This is a genomic window from Psychrobacillus lasiicapitis, assembly GCF_006861795.1.
GTDB lineage: Bacteria > Bacillota > Bacilli > Bacillales_A > Planococcaceae > Psychrobacillus > Psychrobacillus lasiicapitis.
Genome location: NZ_VDGH01000013.1, coordinates 64,050 through 85,369, shown reverse-complemented (window position 1 = coordinate 85,369; position 21,320 = coordinate 64,050). Strand labels below are relative to the sequence as shown.

20 protein-coding genes and 1 pseudogene are annotated in these 21,320 nt (G+C 37.9%); 1 reads left to right on the top strand and 20 read right to left on the bottom strand.

All coding sequences use genetic code 11. The annotated features are described in order from the left end of the window. Window positions 1-38: 38 nt before the first annotated feature. The 16 genes from hpaI to FG382_RS19390 all read right to left on the bottom strand — a co-directional run bounded on the left by hpaI (window position 39) and on the right by FG382_RS19390 (window position 15,828). Complete coding sequence (gene hpaI / locus FG382_RS19465; RefSeq protein WP_142540539.1) at window positions 39-962, bottom strand: 2,4-dihydroxyhept-2-ene-1,7-dioic acid aldolase; 924 nt, start codon at window positions 960-962, stop codon at window positions 39-41. A gap of 60 nt (window positions 963-1,022) precedes the next feature. Next, the gene (locus FG382_RS19460; protein ID WP_142540612.1) at window positions 1,023-1,493 is read right to left on the bottom strand and encodes a flavin reductase family protein; all 471 of its coding nucleotides are present in this window, start codon (window positions 1,491-1,493) and stop codon (window positions 1,023-1,025) included. Between the two features lie 62 nt (window positions 1,494-1,555). After that, the gene (gene hpaB / locus FG382_RS19455) at window positions 1,556-3,037 is read right to left on the bottom strand and encodes a 4-hydroxyphenylacetate 3-monooxygenase, oxygenase component (RefSeq protein ID WP_142540538.1); all 1,482 of its coding nucleotides are present in this window, start codon (window positions 3,035-3,037) and stop codon (window positions 1,556-1,558) included. Window positions 3,038-3,123: 86 nt separating this feature from the next. Further along, complete coding sequence (locus FG382_RS19450; RefSeq protein WP_142540537.1) at window positions 3,124-3,513, bottom strand: 5-carboxymethyl-2-hydroxymuconate Delta-isomerase; 390 nt, start codon at window positions 3,511-3,513, stop codon at window positions 3,124-3,126. A 19-nt stretch (window positions 3,514-3,532) separates the two neighbouring features. Then, window positions 3,533-4,291 (bottom strand): fumarylacetoacetate hydrolase family protein, encoded by a 759-nt coding sequence (locus FG382_RS19445; protein WP_142540536.1) that lies wholly within the window; start codon window positions 4,289-4,291, stop codon window positions 3,533-3,535. Further along, entirely contained in the window at window positions 4,288-5,079 is a 792-nt protein-coding gene (locus FG382_RS19440) for a fumarylacetoacetate hydrolase family protein (RefSeq protein WP_142540535.1), read from the bottom strand. Before FG382_RS19440 ends, FG382_RS19445 begins: the two co-directional genes overlap by 4 nt. A 205-nt stretch (window positions 5,080-5,284) precedes the next feature. Next, the gene (locus FG382_RS19435) at window positions 5,285-6,082 is read right to left on the bottom strand and encodes an ABC transporter ATP-binding protein (RefSeq protein WP_142540534.1); all 798 of its coding nucleotides are present in this window, start codon (window positions 6,080-6,082) and stop codon (window positions 5,285-5,287) included. Beyond that, window positions 6,060-7,109 (bottom strand): ABC transporter permease, encoded by a 1,050-nt coding sequence (locus FG382_RS19430; protein ID WP_142540533.1) that lies wholly within the window; start codon window positions 7,107-7,109, stop codon window positions 6,060-6,062. Before FG382_RS19430 ends, FG382_RS19435 begins: the two co-directional genes overlap by 23 nt. 17 nt (window positions 7,110-7,126) lie before the next feature. Beyond that, window positions 7,127-8,101 (bottom strand): ABC transporter substrate-binding protein, encoded by a 975-nt coding sequence (locus FG382_RS19425; protein WP_142540532.1) that lies wholly within the window; start codon window positions 8,099-8,101, stop codon window positions 7,127-7,129. 144 nt (window positions 8,102-8,245) lie between these two features. Then, window positions 8,246-9,688 carry a dihydrolipoyl dehydrogenase family protein gene (locus tag FG382_RS19420; RefSeq protein ID WP_142540531.1) on the bottom strand — a complete coding sequence of 481 codons (1,443 nt, stop codon included), beginning with the start codon at window positions 9,686-9,688 and terminating at the stop codon, window positions 8,246-8,248. 1 nt (window position 9,689) lies between these two features. Beyond that, entirely contained in the window at window positions 9,690-10,910 is a 1,221-nt protein-coding gene (locus FG382_RS19415) for a dihydrolipoamide acetyltransferase family protein (protein WP_142540530.1), read from the bottom strand. Between the two features lie 12 nt (window positions 10,911-10,922). Further along, window positions 10,923-11,939: an alpha-ketoacid dehydrogenase subunit beta gene (locus FG382_RS19410; protein WP_142540529.1), complete on the bottom strand. Its 1,017-nt coding sequence runs from the start codon at window positions 11,937-11,939 to the stop codon at window positions 10,923-10,925. Window positions 11,940-11,942: 3 nt separating this feature from the next. Continuing rightward, window positions 11,943-12,998, bottom strand: a complete 1,056-nt coding sequence (gene pdhA, locus FG382_RS19405; protein ID WP_142540528.1) for a pyruvate dehydrogenase (acetyl-transferring) E1 component subunit alpha — start codon at window positions 12,996-12,998, stop codon at window positions 11,943-11,945. 15 nt (window positions 12,999-13,013) lie between these two features. Then, window positions 13,014-14,156, bottom strand: a complete 1,143-nt coding sequence (locus FG382_RS19400) for a Leu/Phe/Val dehydrogenase (protein ID WP_142540611.1) — start codon at window positions 14,154-14,156, stop codon at window positions 13,014-13,016. A 32-nt stretch (window positions 14,157-14,188) separates the two neighbouring features. Beyond that, the gene (locus tag FG382_RS19395) at window positions 14,189-14,614 is read right to left on the bottom strand and encodes a thioesterase family protein (protein ID WP_142540527.1); all 426 of its coding nucleotides are present in this window, start codon (window positions 14,612-14,614) and stop codon (window positions 14,189-14,191) included. A gap of 248 nt (window positions 14,615-14,862) precedes the next feature. Beyond that, the gene (locus FG382_RS19390; protein ID WP_142540526.1) at window positions 14,863-15,828 is read right to left on the bottom strand and encodes an NAD(P)H-dependent flavin oxidoreductase; all 966 of its coding nucleotides are present in this window, start codon (window positions 15,826-15,828) and stop codon (window positions 14,863-14,865) included. A gap of 83 nt (window positions 15,829-15,911) precedes the next feature. On the opposite strand from FG382_RS19390, the gene FG382_RS19385 reads away from it, so the two are divergent. Then, window positions 15,912-16,433 (top strand): gamma carbonic anhydrase family protein, encoded by a 522-nt coding sequence (locus FG382_RS19385; RefSeq protein WP_142540525.1) that lies wholly within the window; start codon window positions 15,912-15,914, stop codon window positions 16,431-16,433. 797 nt (window positions 16,434-17,230) lie between these two features. Here FG382_RS19385 and paaX read toward each other — a convergent pair. The 4 genes and pseudogenes from paaX to FG382_RS19365 all read right to left on the bottom strand — a co-directional run bounded on the left by paaX (window position 17,231) and on the right by FG382_RS19365 (window position 21,205). Continuing rightward, entirely contained in the window at window positions 17,231-18,109 is an 879-nt protein-coding gene (paaX, locus tag FG382_RS19380; RefSeq protein WP_142540524.1) for a phenylacetic acid degradation operon negative regulatory protein PaaX, read from the bottom strand. An 85-nt stretch (window positions 18,110-18,194) separates the two neighbouring features. Further along, window positions 18,195-18,971, bottom strand: a pseudogene (locus tag FG382_RS19375) (enoyl-CoA hydratase-related protein). Window positions 18,972-19,130: 159 nt separating this feature from the next. Beyond that, window positions 19,131-20,336, bottom strand: coding sequence for an acetyl-CoA C-acyltransferase (locus FG382_RS19370; RefSeq protein WP_142540523.1), 1,206 nt, complete (start codon window positions 20,334-20,336; stop codon window positions 19,131-19,133). Beyond that, window positions 20,333-21,205, bottom strand: coding sequence for a 3-hydroxyacyl-CoA dehydrogenase (locus FG382_RS19365; RefSeq protein WP_142540522.1), 873 nt, complete (start codon window positions 21,203-21,205; stop codon window positions 20,333-20,335). Before FG382_RS19365 ends, FG382_RS19370 begins: the two co-directional genes overlap by 4 nt. Between the last annotated feature and the right edge of the window lie 115 nt (window positions 21,206-21,320).

Below are 21,320 nucleotides of genomic sequence, written 5' to 3'. Positions count from 1 at the left end.
TATCATCACCTATTTTCTTAAGATAATTTTGTAGTAATTTATTTTACAGCTGCTTCCTTCGGCAAAATATCAAGTTCTATAAGTGTTTTACGTACTTCCTCTTGTATTTCAGTTGAAGGTAATCCCAAAGGTAATCGAAGTTTCGGCGTTATTTTCCCCATCATACCTAATGCCACTTTAGCTGGAGCTGGATTAGTGTCTTTGAAAAGTACGTCATTTAATGGCATTAATTCGAAATGAAGATCTTGTGCTTTTTTAACGTCTCCTGTTTTCCATGCGTTGTATAGTTCTGCTACTTTTACTGGCTCTACATTTGCTGTGGCACTAATAAATCCAGCACCGCCAATTGCTAGCATAGGGTAGCAAAGTAGTTCAATTCCAGAGAACAGAAGGAAGTCTCTACCACAGTTTAGGAGTACCCGGTTTACGTGTTCGAAGTCTTTATTTGCTTCTTTTACTCCAATAATATTTGGACAATCTTCTACTAAACGTTTCATCGTTCTAACTTCCATATTTACCGCTGATCGACCTGGTATATTATAGATAATAATAGGGATTTTAACGGAATCAGCTACTGTTTTAAAATGCTGATAAAGTGCTTCTTGGTTAGGCCTATTGTAGTAAGGGACGATAACCATAGCAGCATCAGAACCTAATTCTTCTGCATACTTTGTTAACTCCATTGTTTCATCATGATTAGTAGAGCCAGTGCCAGGTGCAAAAAATACCCTACCACCAATCGTTTCTTTCGCTAGAGCCATTACTCTTTTTCTTTCTTCGATTGTTAATGAACTTGGTTCACCACTTGTTCCCGTTACAGAAATTCCATGACTTCCACTTTCTATTTGCCAATCAATTAGATCAATGAATGCTTTTTCATCAATCTCGCCATTATCTGTAAACGGTGTAACGACAGGACAAATGGACCCTCTTAACTTCTTTTTAGCTTCTTCGTATGCCAATAGAATCTTCTCCTTTTAAGTAAACTTCTTTCATCTATTTAGTCTAGGTACCAACCATTGTTATATCTGTAATTCTTTTAGTTCCCTATACTTCCCTTGACTAAATAATAGTGGATCTTTTTGTTCAATCTTAACGCCAGTAACCTGACCTATAAAAATCGTATGGTCTCCTACTACATATTCGCTATGCAGTTCGCATGTAATAACAGCTAATGTATCTTCTAAAATCGGCAATCCATTATAGGTAACGAATGTTATTTCAGTTTCTGATTGAAGCTGACCCGAAAATTGCTTCGATTCTTTTAGTTGATTTGACGATAAAATGTTAATAGCAAATTTCTTCGAATATTTTATATGCTGGTGCATCTTTGCATTTGCTCCAATACTGACAGCGATAAGCTTAGGATTTAAGGAAACAGACATAAATGCATTTGCAGTCATGCCATGCACAACATCAGCAACTTTTGTAGTAATAACTGTTACACCTGTTGCGAAACTGCCCATCACATTCCGGTACAGACGATCATCTATTTCGTTGTTTATTTGGTGCATAATTCCATCTCCTTTCAACTAATATATAGTGCATGAAAAGCTTAAATTATGCCGGCTTCTTTTTTCGTTTTATTTAAAAAGTTAGTTACCATGTCTTTATAAGGTTGCTTATCAAAACCATCATAATAAGCATTTGACATTCTCACTGGATCTCCAAAGAAATAGTATTCGTAGAGTGCTTGACGATTACCGAACGCACTTATGGAAATATCCCAAGCTAAGCGGAATAGTTGTACTCTTTCTTCACCATTTATATTTGCACCTTGAGTGTAACGATGTACTAATGGACCAACATCTGTATTGCTGAAATCGGATTCAGTTGGAAGCGCCATTAATCCTGATGCACCTAGAATTTTTATGATTTCATGCATACGCTGATACATTTTTGGGAACCAGTTGCGCGCTGCATTTAATGGTTCAAAGTCTGGCGTCATATTGCCATATTGATCAATTTTTGCATTGTGTTCAGATTTATATAGGTGAGAGCGTAACACTTCTAAAATAACCATAATTTCACTTGCTTTTTCTTTTACATGCATGAATTTATCTATACCAATTGCCTCCATCATACTGATGACTACACCTAAAATGAACTCTGTTTTTACTACATTTTTAGAAATAACTTGATGCGTCATATGGATAACTGCATTCGTCTCGGCATACGTACGATTACAAATATCAGTACTCTCACACACAAAAATTCTTTCCCACGGGACAAGTACATCTTCAAATGAAATGATTGCATCACTCTCATCAAACCGAGAGCCTAGTGGATGGTCCCATTTGCTTTTACCATAGTCAAAGGATTCACGAGAAAGAAATTTTAAACCAGGAGTATTATTTGGGATTGCAAATGCAAATGCAAATGGATCGTCTATAGTTCCAGGTGTTCTATTTATAGTAGAAGGGAATACAACGATCTCATCCGTAATCCCGCCTAATGTTGCCAAAAGTCGACAGCCATTTACGATTATTCCGTCGGGAGTCTTTTTCGTAATACGCGCGGAAAGATAAGGATCTTTTTGTTCAGACTGCGTTAACATAGATCGATTCACTTGTGGATGAATTAATGTATGAGTTAAACTAATGTCGTTTTCACGAGCATATTCATAGTAGTCTGATGAATTTTTAGCAAATTGGTCACTTCCTCCACCTTCTTGTGCAAAAAATTGGTTAGCAGTACCGAATGCCATAATACTTGTATTTAAATAATCTGGAGAACGTCCCATCATACCACCAGAAAAAGTTGCCCATTCGGTATGCATTTCACGTCTTTTGAACAGATCTTCTTTCGTTTTAGGAGTTATGAATGAAAGCCCAACTTTTTTTCCGGATGTAGGTGAGGTATATAGCATTTTTTCTTGTTTCTCATGTTGCAAATCGTAAAGATCGGCTACGCTTTCTACAACATTTTTAAAAGCTGGGTGTGTTGTTACATCGTCTACTTTCTCTCCGTGAATCCATACTTCCGTTTTCCGATTTTTTATGCCTTCTATATATTCTTTTCCAGTTCGTGCACCCATCCTATTCCCTCCTATTTTTGGATAAATACTTCCAGTTTATCTTAGTTTTTATACTAGTTACTTCACTCTATTGAACTAGATGATTACTACTTATTTATAAATCTAGCGTGAATATTATTATGTTTATAAGTACCGGCTTCACTAAATTCGATCAGTTCCATGGACAAGGCTAGATATCTATTTTCCATTAATGGGGAGAAATGTGCCTTCATTATTTCAAATATTGTAGAACATACTTCTTTTTTTACTTCCTCTGAACGTCCGGCACCAATTTTTAAGACTGCATGAACAAAAGCATCGTCTTCCGTACCATCAGCCACTCTGTACTCATTTAATTCAATTGCTCTTGAACGGATTCCACCAATTGGAAAAACATTATTTTGTGTAATGAGCACTTTATGAATTTCCTCAAACAACTTTCCAAGATTCGCCTCACCTTTAATATTATCCGTATACTCGACAATAAAATGTGGCATCAAGACCCTCCTTTTCGCACTATCGATTTGTAAAGGCCTCATCCCCGATAATCGTATTTACCAAGCGACCAATTCCTTCTATTTCAGTGACAACAACATCTCCTACTACTGTATTAACCGATCCTTTAGGAGTACCTGTTAGAATGACATCATTTTCACTCAACGTCATAAAGCTACTTAAATACTCAATAATCGATGGAATATCAAAAATCATATCTGCTGTTGTTCCTTCTTGGACTAATTCGCTATTAACGTGTGTTGTTAATCTTAGATACATCGGATCGGCAATATCCTTTACGTCGACTAACCATGGTCCTAATGGTGTACATGTATCTCGATTTTTCACCCGCAAGTTGGGACGGTAGTAGTTTTCTAAATAATCTCTTATCGCATAATCATTGGCGACACTGTATCCTTTTACATATTTATAGGCATCTTCTTTTTGGACATTTCTAGCTGTTTCACCGATGATTACAGCTAGTTCACACTCATAATGCATGTAAGTGACATTTGCTGGGCGACGTGTATATGCTTGGTGACCTATCAAGGTATTTGGTCCTTTCAAAAAGACAAGGGGGTCTGATGGTGCATCAAATGAAAGCTCTGCTGCATGATCCGCATAGTTAAGCCCTAATGCAAATACTGTTCGAGGCTCTATCGGCGTAAGCCACATTATTTCCTCTTCTTTGACTACTCGACCATCCGCTAATTTGAGTTGATTTCCCCATTCAATCGCTTCATGTATGGCACCCCCATATGCTACTCGTGCTCTTCTCAAATCGGTTTCCTCCATTTTGACTCGCTTTCATCAACAATTACGTTTTCTAAGCTACCAATACCGTCAATTTCAATTCGAATTTTATCTCCTACCTTTGCTTGCGGTGCGTCTTCAGGGACACCTACGAGTAACAAATCTCCTGGATTTAATGTCATAAACTCGGTCACATCCGCAAGTAACCGTGAGACTGAACGAACTAAATTGGATGTTGAATTTTCTTGTTGGAGTTTATCATTAATGTATATGCGGATTGATATGTTATCTGGGTTATCTACTACATGACGGTCGATAATCCATGGCCCAATTGGACAGAAACCGTCTCTTGCTTGAAAATGAATCGCTGGCCGAAATAAATTATCATGCGGTATTCGAACATCGTTTACGATCGTGTACCCTGCCACATAAGATAATGCAGTAGATTCATCCACATATACCGCTTGCTTTCCTATAACTATTCCGAGAGACGCTCCCATTTCTAATTTCGATATACCTACTGGCATCGGTATTGAACCACCATAACAATTGAACGTATTCATAGGTTTTATATAAAGGACAGGTGCGATAGGAGGCGAAAAATATGGTTCGTTATTTACATCATCACCTAATCTTTCAAGTTCACCTTTAAAATTCAGCATTGTCCCATAAACAGTTCCAGTAATCGGGTTGTCAAACTGAATTTCATGAGGTATTAACTCGTTGTCCTCCATCACAACAGTATTCATATGTGTATTCACTTCAGCTTTTATTAATCCGGGTTCCCCCAACACTTTAAAACTAGCTCGGCTCATATACTTCACTCCTTTTTCCATCTTGCTAACAATTTATTTCCTAAGAAATACTTTATGAAAGACGTAAGCTTCTACGTCTATTAAAGCTTCTCCTTGGAGTCTTGACAGATAGAAATTAAAAAAGGCGCTTTTCTTGTAAGATGAAGTCCTGAAACCGCAAAGTAGTAGTAAAGCGCCTTAAGCTTCGAAACACAACAACAGATTGTTAAACAGATAACAATGCTTTATCACTAGTTAATTTCTCGCCACGAATGCGTTGAAATTCGTCCATTAGCTTAGCAATGGTTAGTTTTTTCTTTTCCTCTGCTTCAATTTCTAGAATGATTTGTCCTTTATCCATCATAATAAGCCTGTTCCCGAGGTCTAACGCTTGTTGCATATTATGTGTGATCATTAGTGTAGTTAGCCGATCCTTTTCAACGAGCTGCTTTGTTAAATTAGTAATAAGTTCCGCTCGTGATGGGTCTAGTGCAGCAGTATGTTCGTCCAGAAGTAAAATAGATGGTTGCGTAAATGTAGCCATCAAAAGAGAAAGCGCTTGCCTCTCCCCTCCAGAAAGCATTCCTACTTTTGCATTCAACCGATTTTCCAGGTTTAAATGAAGTGTTTCAAGTGATGTCCGGAACAACTCTCGTCGCTTATTGTCAACTCCATTTTTTAATCTACGTTTTTTGTTTCGCGAATAAGCCATTGCCAAGTTTTCCTCGATGGTCATCGTAGGGGCAGTTCCAGCCATTGGGTCTTGAAATACCCTTCCTATCATTTGTGAACGTTTATATTCCGGCATTTTTGTAACGTTTTTATTTGCTATTTCAATTTCACCAAAATCAGGAGTAAGAGCGCCTGAAATCATGTTCAGCATCGTCGATTTTCCAGCACCATTGCTACCAATCACAGTCATGAAATCTCCAGGGTTTAACGTTAGATTAATTTGATCTAAAGCAATTTTTTCATCTGGTGTTGCCTCATTAAATAACTTATTAATCTGACTGAGCTTTAGCAATGGCATTTCCCTCCCTTAAGAGCAAGTGTTCATGTTCCATTTGCCGTTCCGCATGGCGTTTAGCTTTTCTATTTTTTTCCCGCCTCTTTTCAATGTATTGTGGTAAAATCAACGCGCAAATTACAATAACAGCAGTAATTAGTTTCATATCTCCTGTATCAAGTAAATCCACTCTAAGTGCAAGACCTAGTACAATTCTATAAATAATAGCTCCCGCAATTACTGCAAAGGTTGTTCGCAATATTGTTTTTGTACCAAATACAGCCTCACCAATAATGACTGAAGCAAGTCCGATAATAATCATTCCGATTCCCATTCCGATGTCAGCAAACTTTGCATATTGAGCAATAAGAGCGCCTGAAAAAGCAACTAGTGCATTTGAAAATCCAAGACCAACAATTACAAGTGTGTCAGTATTAGCAGATAAACTTCGAATCATTTTCTTGTTATCACCAGTAGCTCTAATTGCAAGACCCACTTCGGTTTTTAAAAACCAGTCAACGATAAACTTAATGAGTAAAACGATAATGATCATGATGAACAATGTACCCCAAGTAGAAGGCAAGTATTGAACTCCCATCATGCTGAAAAAATGATTAATGTTACTATCGATACCTAAAGAACTCCAAAAAGTTTGGAATTGAATAAATATCGTTTCGGCATTTAACAATGGTATATTCGGACGACCAATGGAATTTTCAGAAGTCAGTCCCATAATGCGTAGATTAATAGAATACAAAGCTATCATCATCAATATTCCAGATAATAGTGCATTTATTTTTCCTTTTGTATGTAGGAAGCCGGTTACACATCCAGCAAGAAATCCGATAACTATAGCAACTGCCGTAGCAGCTGCCGGATGATATCCTAGGACAATCATCGTGGCAGCAACTCCGGCTCCTGTTACAAAACTCCCGTCAACTGTTAAATCTGGAAAATCTAAAACTCGGAATGATAAATACACACCAAGTGCCATTATTGCATAGATGATTCCTTGCTCCACTGAGCCAAACATTGCTGAAAACATTTAGAATCAACTCCTATTTATTCACTAAACTCGGCTTTCCATTCGTCTTTTACGTCAATTCCTATGGTAGATGCTGTGTCTTTATTCATTATCAATTTAAGCTTTTGCGGAATTTGAACAGGTAAGTCAGCTGGTTTACTTTCCTCTTTTAAGATTTTGACAGCCATTTGTCCTGCTTCGTATCCAATGTCAAAATATTCAAACCCGTATGCTGCTAGACCTCCTCGTTTAACGGAGTCAAATTCGCCTACCATCATTGGAATTTTATTTTCATTTGCTACTGAAATTACAGATTCAAGTGCGGAAACTACTGTGTTATCTGTAATGATATACATCGAGTCTACTTTACCGATTAATGATTCTGTTGCTTGTTTCACGTCTGCAGATGTAGCAACAGAAGCTTCCACTACAGACATATTCATTTCTTTCAACATTTCTTTTACTGCATCTACTTGAGCGCGAGAATTTTGCTCTCCAGAGTTAAACACCATTCCAACATTTTTTGCTCCCAATTCATCTTTAAGAAACTTCATAGTATTAGTAATTGCATCAGGATGAGCATCAATCGTGCCAGTTACATTTCCTCCTGGTTTTTCCATTGAGTCTACAAGCTCAGCTCCAACAGCATCTGTTACTGAAGTGAAAACGATAGGGATTTCTGATGTAGCACTAGCTACTGCTTGAGCACTCGGTGTTGAATTTGCAAAAATTAGATCTACATTTGCACTAACAAGATTCGTTGCAATTGTCGTATTAGAACTATTATCACCTTGAGCGTTTTGAACCTCATATTCCGCATTGATTCCTGCATCTTCTATGGCCTTTTTAAAGCCATCGAAAGCCGCATTTAGGGAAGGGTGTTCAACAATCTGAGTAACGCCTATTTTATATTTCTCCGAAGATGCCTCTTTTTCCCCTCCATCACTACATGCCGCAAGTATTAGTGTAGAACTGAAAAAAACAGCCAACATTTTTTTCAAACCGTTCTTCATTACAATTCCCCCTCTTCTACTCCATTTTATTTAGTATTTATTTGAATCTAATGTAAAGAAACGTGAGCATTTTATAACTAACTCAATATCATATGAAAAATTACAATATTCAGTCTTTTATTTTCGTAAAACGGTTATTAGCTTTTATGAAATCTTCGTTAAGTCTTTCTTTTTCATTGGTGAAGTATGAATTGCTTGTCCTACTAACCCCTCTACTACTTCAAGTAGTCCTTCATTGTATCCTGGATGCGCATAGTGTGGAAAAATAATATCTTCTTCTTTCGCTGCCATTTCAAGCAACTGGACAAAGGAGCCAGACATTTCAACCGCCCCTTCTCCTATCATATGAATGCCTTGTATTATTTCAGTTGTTGAATCTGAAATAACTTTAATAAATCCATCCTTTTTCCCAGTAATTGTTGCATAACCATTACCACCAAGAGTAAATTGGCTAACACGAATATCTATCCCTATATCACGTGCACTTTTTTCCGTTAGCCCCACTGAAACGACTGGAGGAATGGTATGCGCAACAACTGGCATAAATGTCAGATCAACTTCTGTTTGTATTCCAGCAATGGATGCAGCTGCTGCTTTTCCTTGTTTAATTGCTTTTCCAGCGAGCATTGGGCCACCGGTTATGTCACCAATTGCATATATAGAAGGGATGGATGATCGCATATCATTGTCAATCTTTATAAATCCTTCTGCAGTCAATTCGATTCCGAAGCGGATTATTCCAAGCTCTTCCAAATTAGGCTTCCTTGTTTCAGAAACAAATAGATGAGATCCACTGATTGTCTCTACTACATTTCTATCGGATAAAAAGGTTATTGTAATATCTTCTTCCGTCTCATTTTTTGAAATGAAATCCACTTCTTTTAACATTTTTATTTTCCGCTTTTTAAACAAACGAGTTAATTCTTTATTTATACAGTCATCGAATGGAAGACCTAGTTTGGCATCAATTACAACACTGACATGAGCACCTAATGCCGCAAAGCTAGAAGCAATTTCAAGTGCAATGTAATCTTGCCCTCGTACAATGAGGTGTTCTGGAATTTCATCCATCTTATATATTTCATGCGTCGATAATACTCTTGAATCTTTTACTTTCTTAACCTCTGGTGTGATAGGGTTACTACCAGTTGCTATAATGAGTTGCTCAAATGTATAAATATCGAATTGATGTCCATTTTCTACGCCGATTTTATCTACAGATAGGAATGTAGCTTTTCCACGTATTATTTCAATTTTATTTTCCTTACATAAACTTTCTACACCTGACCTAAGCTGATTAATAATATTCGTTTTATAAGAGCTTAGCTTTTGAAAATCGAAGATCATAGCTGAACTTCCAATTCCAAGGCTGTTTAGATGGGCGGTTTCTGATAGTTTTGCGGCTGCATGTGTAAAAACTTTAGAGGGGATACAACCATTATTCAAACAGACACCCCCCATATCAGCCTGTTCAATTAACGTGACTGTAAGACCAAGCTGTGCAGCCCGTATGGCAGCACTGTAGCCCCCTGGCCCTCCCCCAATAATTATAAGATTCCGCTCTTGACTAATTTCCCCAACAACCATTTTATATCAACTCCAACATCAGTTTATGTGGCTGTTCAATCAAACCCGCAAAGCGGTTCGTAAATTCAACTGCCGTAGCGCCGTCCGCTACACGGTGGTCAAACGCCATAGAAAAGGTCATAATATGACCTATTACGATTTCATCATGAGAATTAACAATTGGTTGTTTTTTCGTTTTGTGAAAAGCAATCAGAGCGGTTTCAGGATAGTTGATAATCGGCGTCGCTCCTGTACTTCCTAAAGGTCCAACATTACTTACCGTAAAAGTACTATTTTGCATTTCAAATGGTTGTAGTTTACCTGCAATCGCTCTTTCTGTTAACCCTTTGACCTCTTTGTTAATCTGTTTAATAGATTTCTTATCGACATGATGAATAACCGGGACCATTAAACCACTTTCTGTGTTTGTCGCGATACCGATATGATAGTTTTTCTTTAGTAGTATCCTGCTATTTTCTTCATCGAGTTCTGCATTGAATATAGGGAATTCCTTTAATGAAATAACAAGTGCTTTAATAAGAAATGCTGGGATTCTGATTGGTTCTCCAGATGCTTTCATTTGCTCTTTCAATTCAAGTAAGTTTGTCATATTGACTTCGTCAAAATGAGTGACATGGGGAATTGTAAAGAGTGATTTCGTCATCTTTTCTGCAATCTTTTTCCGAATCCCTTTAAAAGGAATTTCATCTGGTATTTCTTGAGAAAATACTGATTGCTTTTCATCTTTTATTGATTCCTCAGTTGATTGTATTCCTTTCAAGAATCGAAAAACATCTTCCTCAGTTACTCTTCCAGATGGATCTGTAGCACGGACGTCTTCAATATTAATGTTATTGTCGCGTGCAATTTTGCGTGTGTATGGAGTAGCAAGCACTCGTTTATAAGTAATCGGAAGAGCTTTTTCTTCATTGTTATTCGTAGACTTCCCTATCGTTTCTGAAACTGGATTCATTTCTACATGTAATTTTTGTTCCATCCGTACAGATTCATTGGATTCAATGTAGAGTAAACTTGTTCCGACCTGTACAACTTCACCTTCATCAATACGAATTTCTTTAACGATGCCTGAGCAAGGAGAAGTAAGTTCAGCAACCATTTTGTCTGTTTGTACTTCTACAAGTGGTTGATCAGTCATAACCGAATCTCCGACCTTCACTAAGTAATGAAGTACTTCTCCTTCGGTCATTCCTTCCCCGACATCATGCAGCTTTACTTCGAGCATTCCATATCCTCCTTAAAAATGAACCACTTTTTCAATTCCCTCAACGACTCTTGCCGCTGTTGGTAGATAATGTTCTTCTAATGCAAAGAATGGAACCGGTACGTCAAATCCCGTAATTCGTTCAATTGGAGCTCGTAAATAAAGGAAGGCTGTATCGTTAATAATCGACACGATATCATTACCTAATCCTCCAGTATTTTGAGCTTCATGAATAATAACTGCTCTTGTTGTCTTTTTCACAGAGTTAGCTATTATGTCACGATCAATTGGATACAATGTTCGTAGATCAATAATTTCACAACTAATTCCCTTTTGGGCAGCCAATTTAGCTGCTTTCTCTGCTATCGATATCATCGCTCCCCAAGCAATTAGTGTTACATCCGTACCTTCACGTACTATTTTTCCTTTACCAATTTCCACCGTATATTTCCCAACAGGTACTTCGTCTCTCTTCGAACGATAGTTTTTCATAGGCTCCAAAACCAATACTGGATCTGGATCTTCCATGGCAGCAATTAACAATCCTTTTGCATCGTAAGGATTTGAAGGGCAAACGACCTTAATGCCAGGCATATGTGTGAATAAGGTTTCAGTACTATCAGAATGTATCTCGGGTGCGCGTATTCCTGCCCCGTATGGTGCTCGGATAACCATTGGCACTGTAAAACGGGACATCGAACGCATTCTAATTCGCGAGACATGTGTCATGATCTGCTCGTAAGCAGGATAAATAAAACCGAGGAATTGGATTTCTGCAATCGGTCTAAAACCGTTAACCGCAAGACCAATTGACGTTCCGATAATCCCTGCTTCGGAAAGTGGAGTGTCTACTACTCTATCACCACCAAATGTTTCTTGTAGTCCTTCAGTCGCTCGGAATACCCCGCCATTCTTTCCGATATCTTCACCAAGAATAATGGTTCGATCATCCTCTTCTAAAAGGAGTCGCATACCATCATTAATAGCTTGAATTAAGGTCAACTGCTTTGTCGTTTCATTATTTGTAATTGATTCTTTTATTTGTGCCATTCATTACCGCCTCCCTAGATGTGCAAGGTACGATTCTCTTTGTTCAACAAGTTGAGCTGGCATTTCAGCATATACATGATTAAAAACGTCTTCTAAGTTCGGCGGAGGAAACTTTTCCATTTCATCAACAGCCGCTTCAACTTCACTACTCGTTTTATCTTTTGTTGCTTGGATCCATTCATCATTCCAATGGCCGTAATTTTTCATAAAAAGTTCTAATCTTGTTAATGGATCAACAAAATCCTCCCCTTGTTTTTCAGGACGGTATTTTGACGGATCATCAGCAGTTGTGTGTGCACCTTTTCGCCACGTAACTGCTTCTATCAATGTTGGTCCATTTCCAGCTCGTGCATTGTCAAAGGCTTTTTTCGTTTCAAAATATACTGCGAAACAATCATTTCCATCGATTCTTACCCCTGGAATACCATAGGCAACTGATTTTTGAGCTATCGTCTCAGAATTCATTTGTTTTTCAATCGGGACTGAAATCGCATATCCATTATTTTGGTTAAAAAAGACAACTGGTACTTTGAATACACTCGCAAAATTTAAACCTTCATGAAAATCACCTTCCGAAGTTGCACCGTCCCCGAAATAAGCAATTGCTGCATTTTGTGTTCCTCTTCTCTTCTCAGCCCAAGCAGCTCCTGCCGCATGAGGTAGTTGAGTTGCAATAGGAACAGCGGGTGGGAATATATTTCTATCTTGCGGTGCCACACAGCCCTCTACTCTCCCATTCCAATACAAAAACGTTCTAGCCATACTTTTTCCGAATGTAATTGTCGCACCATGATCTCGATAAGTTGGGAAAACCCAGTCTCCAGCTTTTAATGCGAGTGCGCTACCAACTTGAGCAGCTTCCTGTCCTTCAAAAGGGGCATAAGTACCCAAACGTCCTTGTCGTTGCAAGTTAATCGCTTTTCTATCAAAAGTACGAATTCGTAACATGTGATAGTAAAGGTCTTGAACCAATTGCTCATCTATTTGATTTTCAAATCCCGTATCAACAAGAGATCCTTGATCGTCTATGATTCTTTTTATAGGGTAGTTATCTTCCACTTAACTCGCCTCCCATTAGGATAGTTTGCTAAACGACCATTTTGGTTTCGCTGGTGCTGAGTAAAAGGTATTCCGTTTGCTTCGATCTGCTATTCTTTTTTCACACATTGCATTCGCTGATTCCTCTGTTGTTTTTCCGCTGCTCTCAGCATCTTTATACACTTCCAATATTACATCGTAAATATGTTTTGTTTTTGCAAGTACACGTTCATGATTTATGCCATACAATTCATCTGCCACTTGTATAAGACCACCAGAATTGACAATGTAATCCGGAGCATACAAGATCCCTTTATCTCTCAATAAACTTCCATGTCTATCTTCTAATAATTGATTGTTAGCTGAACCTACAATTGCTTTTACTTTAAAATGAGGAATTGTAGTGTCGTTAATAATCCCTCCAAATGCACATGGAACGAATATATCTGCTTCTTGGGAATAAATATCATCATTTTCAACAATCTGAACTTTACCAGTTGTTTTTGCAGCTACTTCTTCGATTGATCGAAGGCTATCTTTATTAATATCTGTTACGAAAATGCGAGCACCAGCTTCCAGAAGTCCTTTTGCAACTTTAAACCCGACCTTACCTAATCCCTGAATCGCATAACTATGTTGACCCAAGTCATCATTTCCATACAACAATTGATTGGTTGCTTTGATGCCGTACAAAACACCAGCTGCAGTTGGTATAGAAGAATCACCACCTCCACCATATTCTTCTGGAAGTCCGTTAATGAAATTCGTTTCTTTCATCGCATGAATGAAGTCATCCATTGTCGTCCCCATATCGGTACCCGTAAAAAAACGTCCACCTAGAGAGTTTACAAATTGGCCGAATGCGCGGAATAATTCCGGTGATTTATCTGTTTTAGGATCACCAATAATTACTGCTTTCCCGCCTCCGAAATCGACATCAGCAGCTGCGCATTTATAAGTCATTCCTTTGGAAAGACGAAGAGCATCTTCTAGCGCTTCATCCACACTACTGTATGGTTGCATACGACATCCACCAAGTGCTGGTCCAAGCGTTGTATTATGGATTGCAATAATTGCACGCAATCCAGTAGATGGATCGTTACAAAAAACCACTTGTTCATGCTTCGCCATCTTCTCGAAAAGATCAAATTCTTTTGTTATTGCCATTTTTTCAGCCATTATCACCCTTTATACCCCCTAAGGATTTCTTTCTAGTCTAAAATAGATTCTTCTTTCTCTGGAAATATGGAAGCAATTTTTAGTTTTTCAGCTATTATTTTTTTAGGTAAAATAACTTGTTTCACTTCACCTTTACCAATAATACCTAATTGGTTGGATGCCACAATTTTTGTCAGTACTACATTGTCCTGTACTTCAACTAAAGTTGCAGTTAGCGTAACTACCGTACCGAGTGGGGAAGGCGCTATATGACTTAGCTTTACGGATGCTCCCATTCCTTCTTCGTGGTCTTCTAAAAATGGAAGAATAATTTTTCTGGAAACCCATTCCATATGATATGTCATTGTTACCGTTGAATAGACAGGATGAACTATTTTCCCTTCAAAAGATGCAAACATATCCTCTGTTACTGATATTTGTATATTCTCTTCTCTGCCTATTTCCATTCCGCTTCTCATTACAACACCTCTACTTACTATATGCTCGAATCTTCTTAATACTAAATGGTGTTTGGGTATTTCTATTCACCATTACAAAAATGATGTAAACGCTTTCATATACCATTATATTTCTCCTGACATAACACTATTACAACGTAATAGTAACAATTTGTAATACTATAGTCAATATAGTAATTAGAAAAATCTATAAATTCAAAATTAACTGATTCACACAAAAAAGTAGTGAGTAAGGTCCCCACTACTTTTTACAACTCTAGTATTCTCTTAAATTCTTTTGCAGATTTAATCATACGATTTTCTGCTTCTTCCATCATTTCGTCAATTAGTTCTTTTACTGTTGGAATATCTTCAATAAGCCCTGCAATTTGTCCACTATTCATAAAACCATTTTCAATATCGCCTTCTAATGCACCTTTAAGATGTTGCTTTTCCGAGGTCAGTTCACTATATTGATCCAGTGTCATCCCTGTTTTATCCAATTCGTAGAGCTTCATAGCATAAGGTGTCTTTAAGATTCTTCTCAGTCTTCCTACACTTCGACCGACGATCAATGTTTCCGTGTCACTGGCCTTCAATAAATTTTCCTTATAAACATCGTGAAAAGGTGCTTCCTTTGTTACGATTAAACGCGTACCGATTTGGACACCGCTTGCACCAAGCATAAGAGCAGCCGCCAATCCTTTGCCATCTCCTATTCCTCCAGCTGCAAGTACGGGAATTTTTACGTGTTTCACAATTTGCGGAATGAGTGTGAAAGTAGTTAGTTCTAAGTTTGAGTTTATACCAGCAGCTTCAAACCCTTCTGCCACGAGTATGTCTGCCCCAGCAGCTTCCGCTTTCTGTGCATGTTTTACAGAAGCTACTAGGGCTATTACTATTACTCCTTGTTCATGTAGTAGAGGAATATATGGCGCTGGGTTTCCCGCTGATAACGAAACAATTGGTACTTTATGTTTGATAACAAGATCAATTAGTTCATCTGTAAATGGTGTGACACTAATTGCAATGTTTATAGCGAAGCTCTTATTTGTTAACGCTTTTGTTTCTAATATTATATTCTCTACTTCCTTAGGTGACATTGTACCGCACCCGATTGTGCCAAGGCCCCCCGCTTCTGAGACAGCTGCAGCGAGCTGTGCGTTACTAATATTCCCCATTCCACCTTGAATAATTGGATAAGTTATTTGCAACTTTTCACAAATATATATCATTTTTTATCCACCCCTATAAAAATATGTTATAGTAAAATTAATAGAATGACAATTGAAATTATTTAAAAAATGGGGGTAAATTTATGATTATCACTTTTAAAGGGAAAAAACCTGATTTAGATCCTACTGTTTTTGTTGCTCCAGGTGCAAAAGTTATCGGAGAGGTTCAAATTGGAGAAGAATCTACTATTTGGTTCAATACAGTACTGCGTGGAGATGAAGGATTAATTTCAATTGGAAAAAGATGCAGTATTCAAGATAATTCGACCATTCATTTATATGAAGATGCGCCAGTTGTAATAGAAGACGAAGTTACTGTTGGACATAATGTTATCCTTCATGGATGTAAGGTTGGAAAACGCTCTATTATTGGAATGGGATCAACAATTCTAGATCATGCTGAAATTGGAGAAGAGTGCATTATCGGTGCTAATACGTTAATTCCGCCTGGAAAGAAAATTCCTCCTCGCTCACTAGTCGTCGGTTCACCTGGAAAGGTAGTGCGAGAATTAAACGAAAAAGATTTTGATATTATTCAACTTTCCATTGATACGTATGTTCAAAAAGGATACGATTATCGAGAAATTTTCGAAGAAGAAGAATAGTATGGAATGAAAGAAAAAGAAAAAATGACGTCGATCATTCTACTACTTCAGATAAAAAAGTAACTACTCTAAAAATTTAATGAAACTAAATAAAATGGTCGTCTATTCGCAAGTGAATTCATGACCATTTTTTCTATGAGTTAGAGACCTTTAACATCTAACAATAGAGTTACCATTAAAAGCTATAAGGCGCTCCCTTTACTTTTTTGAATATTCACGTGTTTATCAAATAAATGCAACTTTCATTAGGACGAAGAATAATTTATGTAGCAAAAACATACTAAAAGAATTGCAGTCATACTCTTATATATAGATTAAGACAAGTTGAGTACAGCAAAGCCACTCGCTTTCCGCGCACGAATCACCTACTCTGAGGGCACTGAAAAGCTTTCGAATATATAAATATAAACACTTCATTTATAACAAATCGTTAAAAAGGCGACACTCCTGCGGGAATAGCGTTAGTCGAAGACCCCACAGCTAAGCGAGGAGGTTGAGGCAACGCCCGCGGAAAGGGAGTCGTTTCAACGATTTTCTTTTGTATTGGAATATTGGACAACCCTATGTGGTAAATCCGAATTATAGGGACTTTTTCAGTGCCCTCTTTACGCTCGTGGAGGGTTTTGAAAGCTCTGTTTTCCGTAGAAGTGTGACGGCTTTTTCCAATACCTATTGATGTTTACTAACATATAAAAAATCACAAGGTTTAGGAAATGTCCAACATTCCCAAAACCTTGTGATTTACTATATTCCGATATGTGTTTACAAACAAAGTATTTTTCTGATCACCAAAAACGTTAATCCATAAGAAGTGGATGATCATCTGCATCATATGCTTTGTCCTTACGACGCATATCATTATCTTCTTGGAATACTTCTTCGAAAAAATGATTTGCTGGCTGTGCAAGCAATTTATAATATTGCTCAAATAAAAGAGCTGCATGGTTACCACTCCATATTTCTGGTAACAGTTCTTTTGGAAGACCAGGATCAGAAAATAGAAACTTACGATATTCATGTACAAGATTTGTTCGTTCAACAAAACATTCTGCATCCGACATTCTTCCGTCATTCATCATGCTCTGATGTATTATATATTGTTTGCTGTAGGTAGAGATAAAATCTTGATATTTTCCTTCAATTTCTTGAAGCGGCCAACTTTTTTCAACAAGAGCTCTGTTTGCTTGAGGCCCTTTGTAGTCTGCTACGAAGAAATCTACATAATTTTGTATACCATATTTTTCTATAAGAAATTCTACTTCTTTTTCAAGATTGTTCGGTGATATCCAGCATCCACTAGAAAAACTGCCGAATCCACTCCATAAAAGCTCTTTTCGTAGTTCATCTCGAACTTGTCTTTTTTCTTCTGGAATCGTATACATTAGCATACGCCATTTTCCATCCCAGTCGTTTGGCATTAATTTAAAAATCCGTATGGCAGCTTCTTCCATCCGAGTTTCACCACGTGTCGTCAAAAAGTAATAACTTTTATTCCCTTCCTTCTCGGACTCGAGCCAACCTTGTTTCATCATTCTTGAAACCGCTACTCGTACCGACTGTTCATTATGTCCAAACTCTTTAAGCAGTCGGATTAAGCTTCCGATCCATATTTTATTTCCGTAATGACGGATATAATCACCGTAAATTGTAAATATCATTGATTGTGTATTCGACATGTAAACTCACTCTTTCTTTTTCCCTGATTTCCAATATAACACGTTTCTCCCCTTCTTTCATTATTTTGTTATTAGAGTTTACTATTTATTTCCCTAAAAAGACAGGATTCCTTTTCTCACTGAATGCAAGTAACGCTTCCATGCGATCCTCAGTTGGAATCGTTAATTCGTATGCCTTAGACTCGATTGCAAGCCCCGTTTGTAAGTCCGTATTCATCCCTTGTGTAATTGCATACTTCGCTTGTTTAATAGCAACAGGACCATTTTTCATTATTTCATTTGCTAGTTGTTCACAAGAGTTCAGAAGGTTTTCTATTTGGACTACTTTTAATACCACTCCAAGCTGTACCCCTTCTTCTGCCGTGAATTTTCTTGCAGTGAAAATCAGCTCTTTCGCTCTCATTTCTCCTACTAGTCTTGGTAGTCTTTGCGTCCCACCTGCTCCTGGTATGATTGCCCAGCTTGTTTCAGTTAGACCCATTTTCACTCCTTCAGCTGCAATGGAAAAATCACACGCAATCATGAGTTCGAAGCCGCCGCCAAATGCATACCCATTTACTGCAGCTATAGTTGGCTGTGGTAGATTTGCAATACTGTTGAACACATCTCGTATCGCTTTCACATTTCTCCTAACATCTGATTCTTATAATGTTTTCCGCTCTTTCAAATCGGCACCAGCACTAAAAGATCTATCCCCTGCTCCTGTAATTATAATCACTTTCACTTCCGGATCAATTGAGATAGCATCTACTACTTGTTGAAGCTGATGCAATGTATCGTAATTAAAACAGTTCAGAGCTTCTTCGCGATTAATAGTGATATATGCAATGTTGTTTTCTTTTCTTAATAAAATATTCGTCATGATGACATCTCCTATTCGAACAACTATATTGAATTACTCCTGTCGCTTTGTTTTCGTTGCAAGAACAATCTATGGTATTGGTTATAAAAATGCCCTTCTCTCGTCGTTACTCTTCTTTTAAAGAGCTTTGACGCTTGAAGGACAGCAAAATGGTAGTACCTACTCTGATACATTCTCAAATATAGTTGCAATCCCTTGACCGACGCCGATACACATTGTCGCCATTCCGAATTGAACATTTCTTTTCTTCATTTCATATAAAAGTGTCGTTACTATTCGAGCACCACTCGCACCTAGAGGGTGTCCAAAAGCTATTGCTCCTCCATTGACATTCACTTTCTCACTATCTATTTCTAGTTGGCGAATGCACTCCAGAGATTGTGAAGCAAAAGCTTCATTCAATTCTACAAGACCAAGGTCAGTTGTTTTCAACCCTGCACGTTGTAGTGCTTTTTTTGAAGCGAAAATAGGACCAAGTCCCATAACAGCTGGTTCAAGTCCCGCTGTTGCACCTGTAACATATCTTGCTAATGGCTTCACATTCAATTCTTTTGCTTTTTCCGCACTCATAAGAAGTAAGGCAGATGCACCGTCATTGACTCCCGAAGCATTACCTGGTGTAACCGTACCACCTTCAAATAATGGTTTTAATTTCCCAAGCTGATGTAACGTTGTATTTGGTCTTGGATGCTCATCTTGGTCGACAATAATTTCATTCCCTTTCCGGTCCATATACATAACCGGAACGATTTCTTCCGCAAATCGATTTTCTGCCAAAGCTTTTTTAGCACGTTGCTGGCTCTGGAATGCAAATAAATCCTGATCCTCACGCGTTATATGAAATCGCTTTGCAACATTTTCGGCAGTTTCTGGCATCGTATCTACACCGTACATCTCTTTCAGTTTTTTGTTTGTAAAACGCCACCCGATTGTTGTATCTTGCAGTTCCATATTTCCACGTGGGAACTCTCTATCTGGCTTTGCCATGACAAACGGTGCTCGCGTCATGCTTTCAGTGCCACCAGCGATGTAAATATCGCCATCGCCAACTGATATTGCTCTTGCAGCGTACATAATAGCGTCAAGTCCAGAACCACACAGACGGTTTATAGTTGTACCTGCTACTTCGACAGGTAGGCCTGCTAACAATGTCGACATTCTTGCAACGTTGCGGTTATCTTCACCTGCTTGGTTTGCATTTCCGAAAACAACTTCTTCAATTTCCTTTACGGGGAGGTTCGGACTACGTTCAACAAGAGCTTTAATAACAATAGCTCCTAAATCATCTGGTCGAACTTCTCTAAGTGATCCGTTATATCTTCCGATTGGCGTACGGACAGCATCTACTATGACTACTTCTCTCATTTCGAAACCAACTCTTCGTCAATAGAATAGTCGTATACACCTTTACCACTCTTTCGTCCTAGACGCCCTGCTTTGACATATTGTTCTAAAAGTGGTGCAGGACGATACTTTTCCCCAAGCTTTTCATGTAAATATTTCAAATTATTTAATCTTGTATCAAGTCCTACTAAATCTACTAATTCGAATGGTCCCATTGGGTAATTTAATCCTAGCTTAATCGCTTTATCAATTTCTTCTGGTGTACCTAACCCTTCTTGAAGCATGTAAAACGCTTCGTTACCAACAAGTGCACTAATTCGGCTCGTTACGAACCCTGGAAATTCATTAATGACAACAGTTTCTTTTCCCATTTTTATAGCTACTTCTTTAATTCTTTCGGCCGTTTCATCAGTTGTTTCCAACCCTCGTACAATTTCGACTAAAGGCATTTTATGTACAGGATTAAAAAAATGCATCGCAATTGTTTTTTCTGGGCGTTTTCCATAAGAAGCGATTTCTGTTGGGCTCATCGTCGAAGTATTTGTAGCAAAATAGCAATGAGAAGGAGCATGTTCTTCTATCGTTTCAAACACTTCTTTTTTAATAGTTATTATTTCAGGTACAGCTTCAATAATTAAATCAGCAGTACTTACTGCTTTTGAAAGATCGCTTTCATAGCTTAAATTAAGTCTTGCTTGTTCAACCTGTACCGATGTAATCTTTCCGTGCACAAGTCCTTTTTCAAACATGCTATCTATATCTTTCTTCGCGTTTAGTAATGCAGAATTATGATTGTCGACAACTGTCACTGCATAGCCACCAACTGCTCCTACATAAGCAATCCCTCTTCCCATAATACCTGCACCTATGATAACAATACGGTTGATCATTATTCTACTCTCCTTATGTTAATGAAAGAATACGGACAGGGTTTGAATTTTTCCCTGTCCGTATTTTCAGTTTATATTACAGTCCAGACTCCAGCGCCTTGCCCCTCGGGGTCAA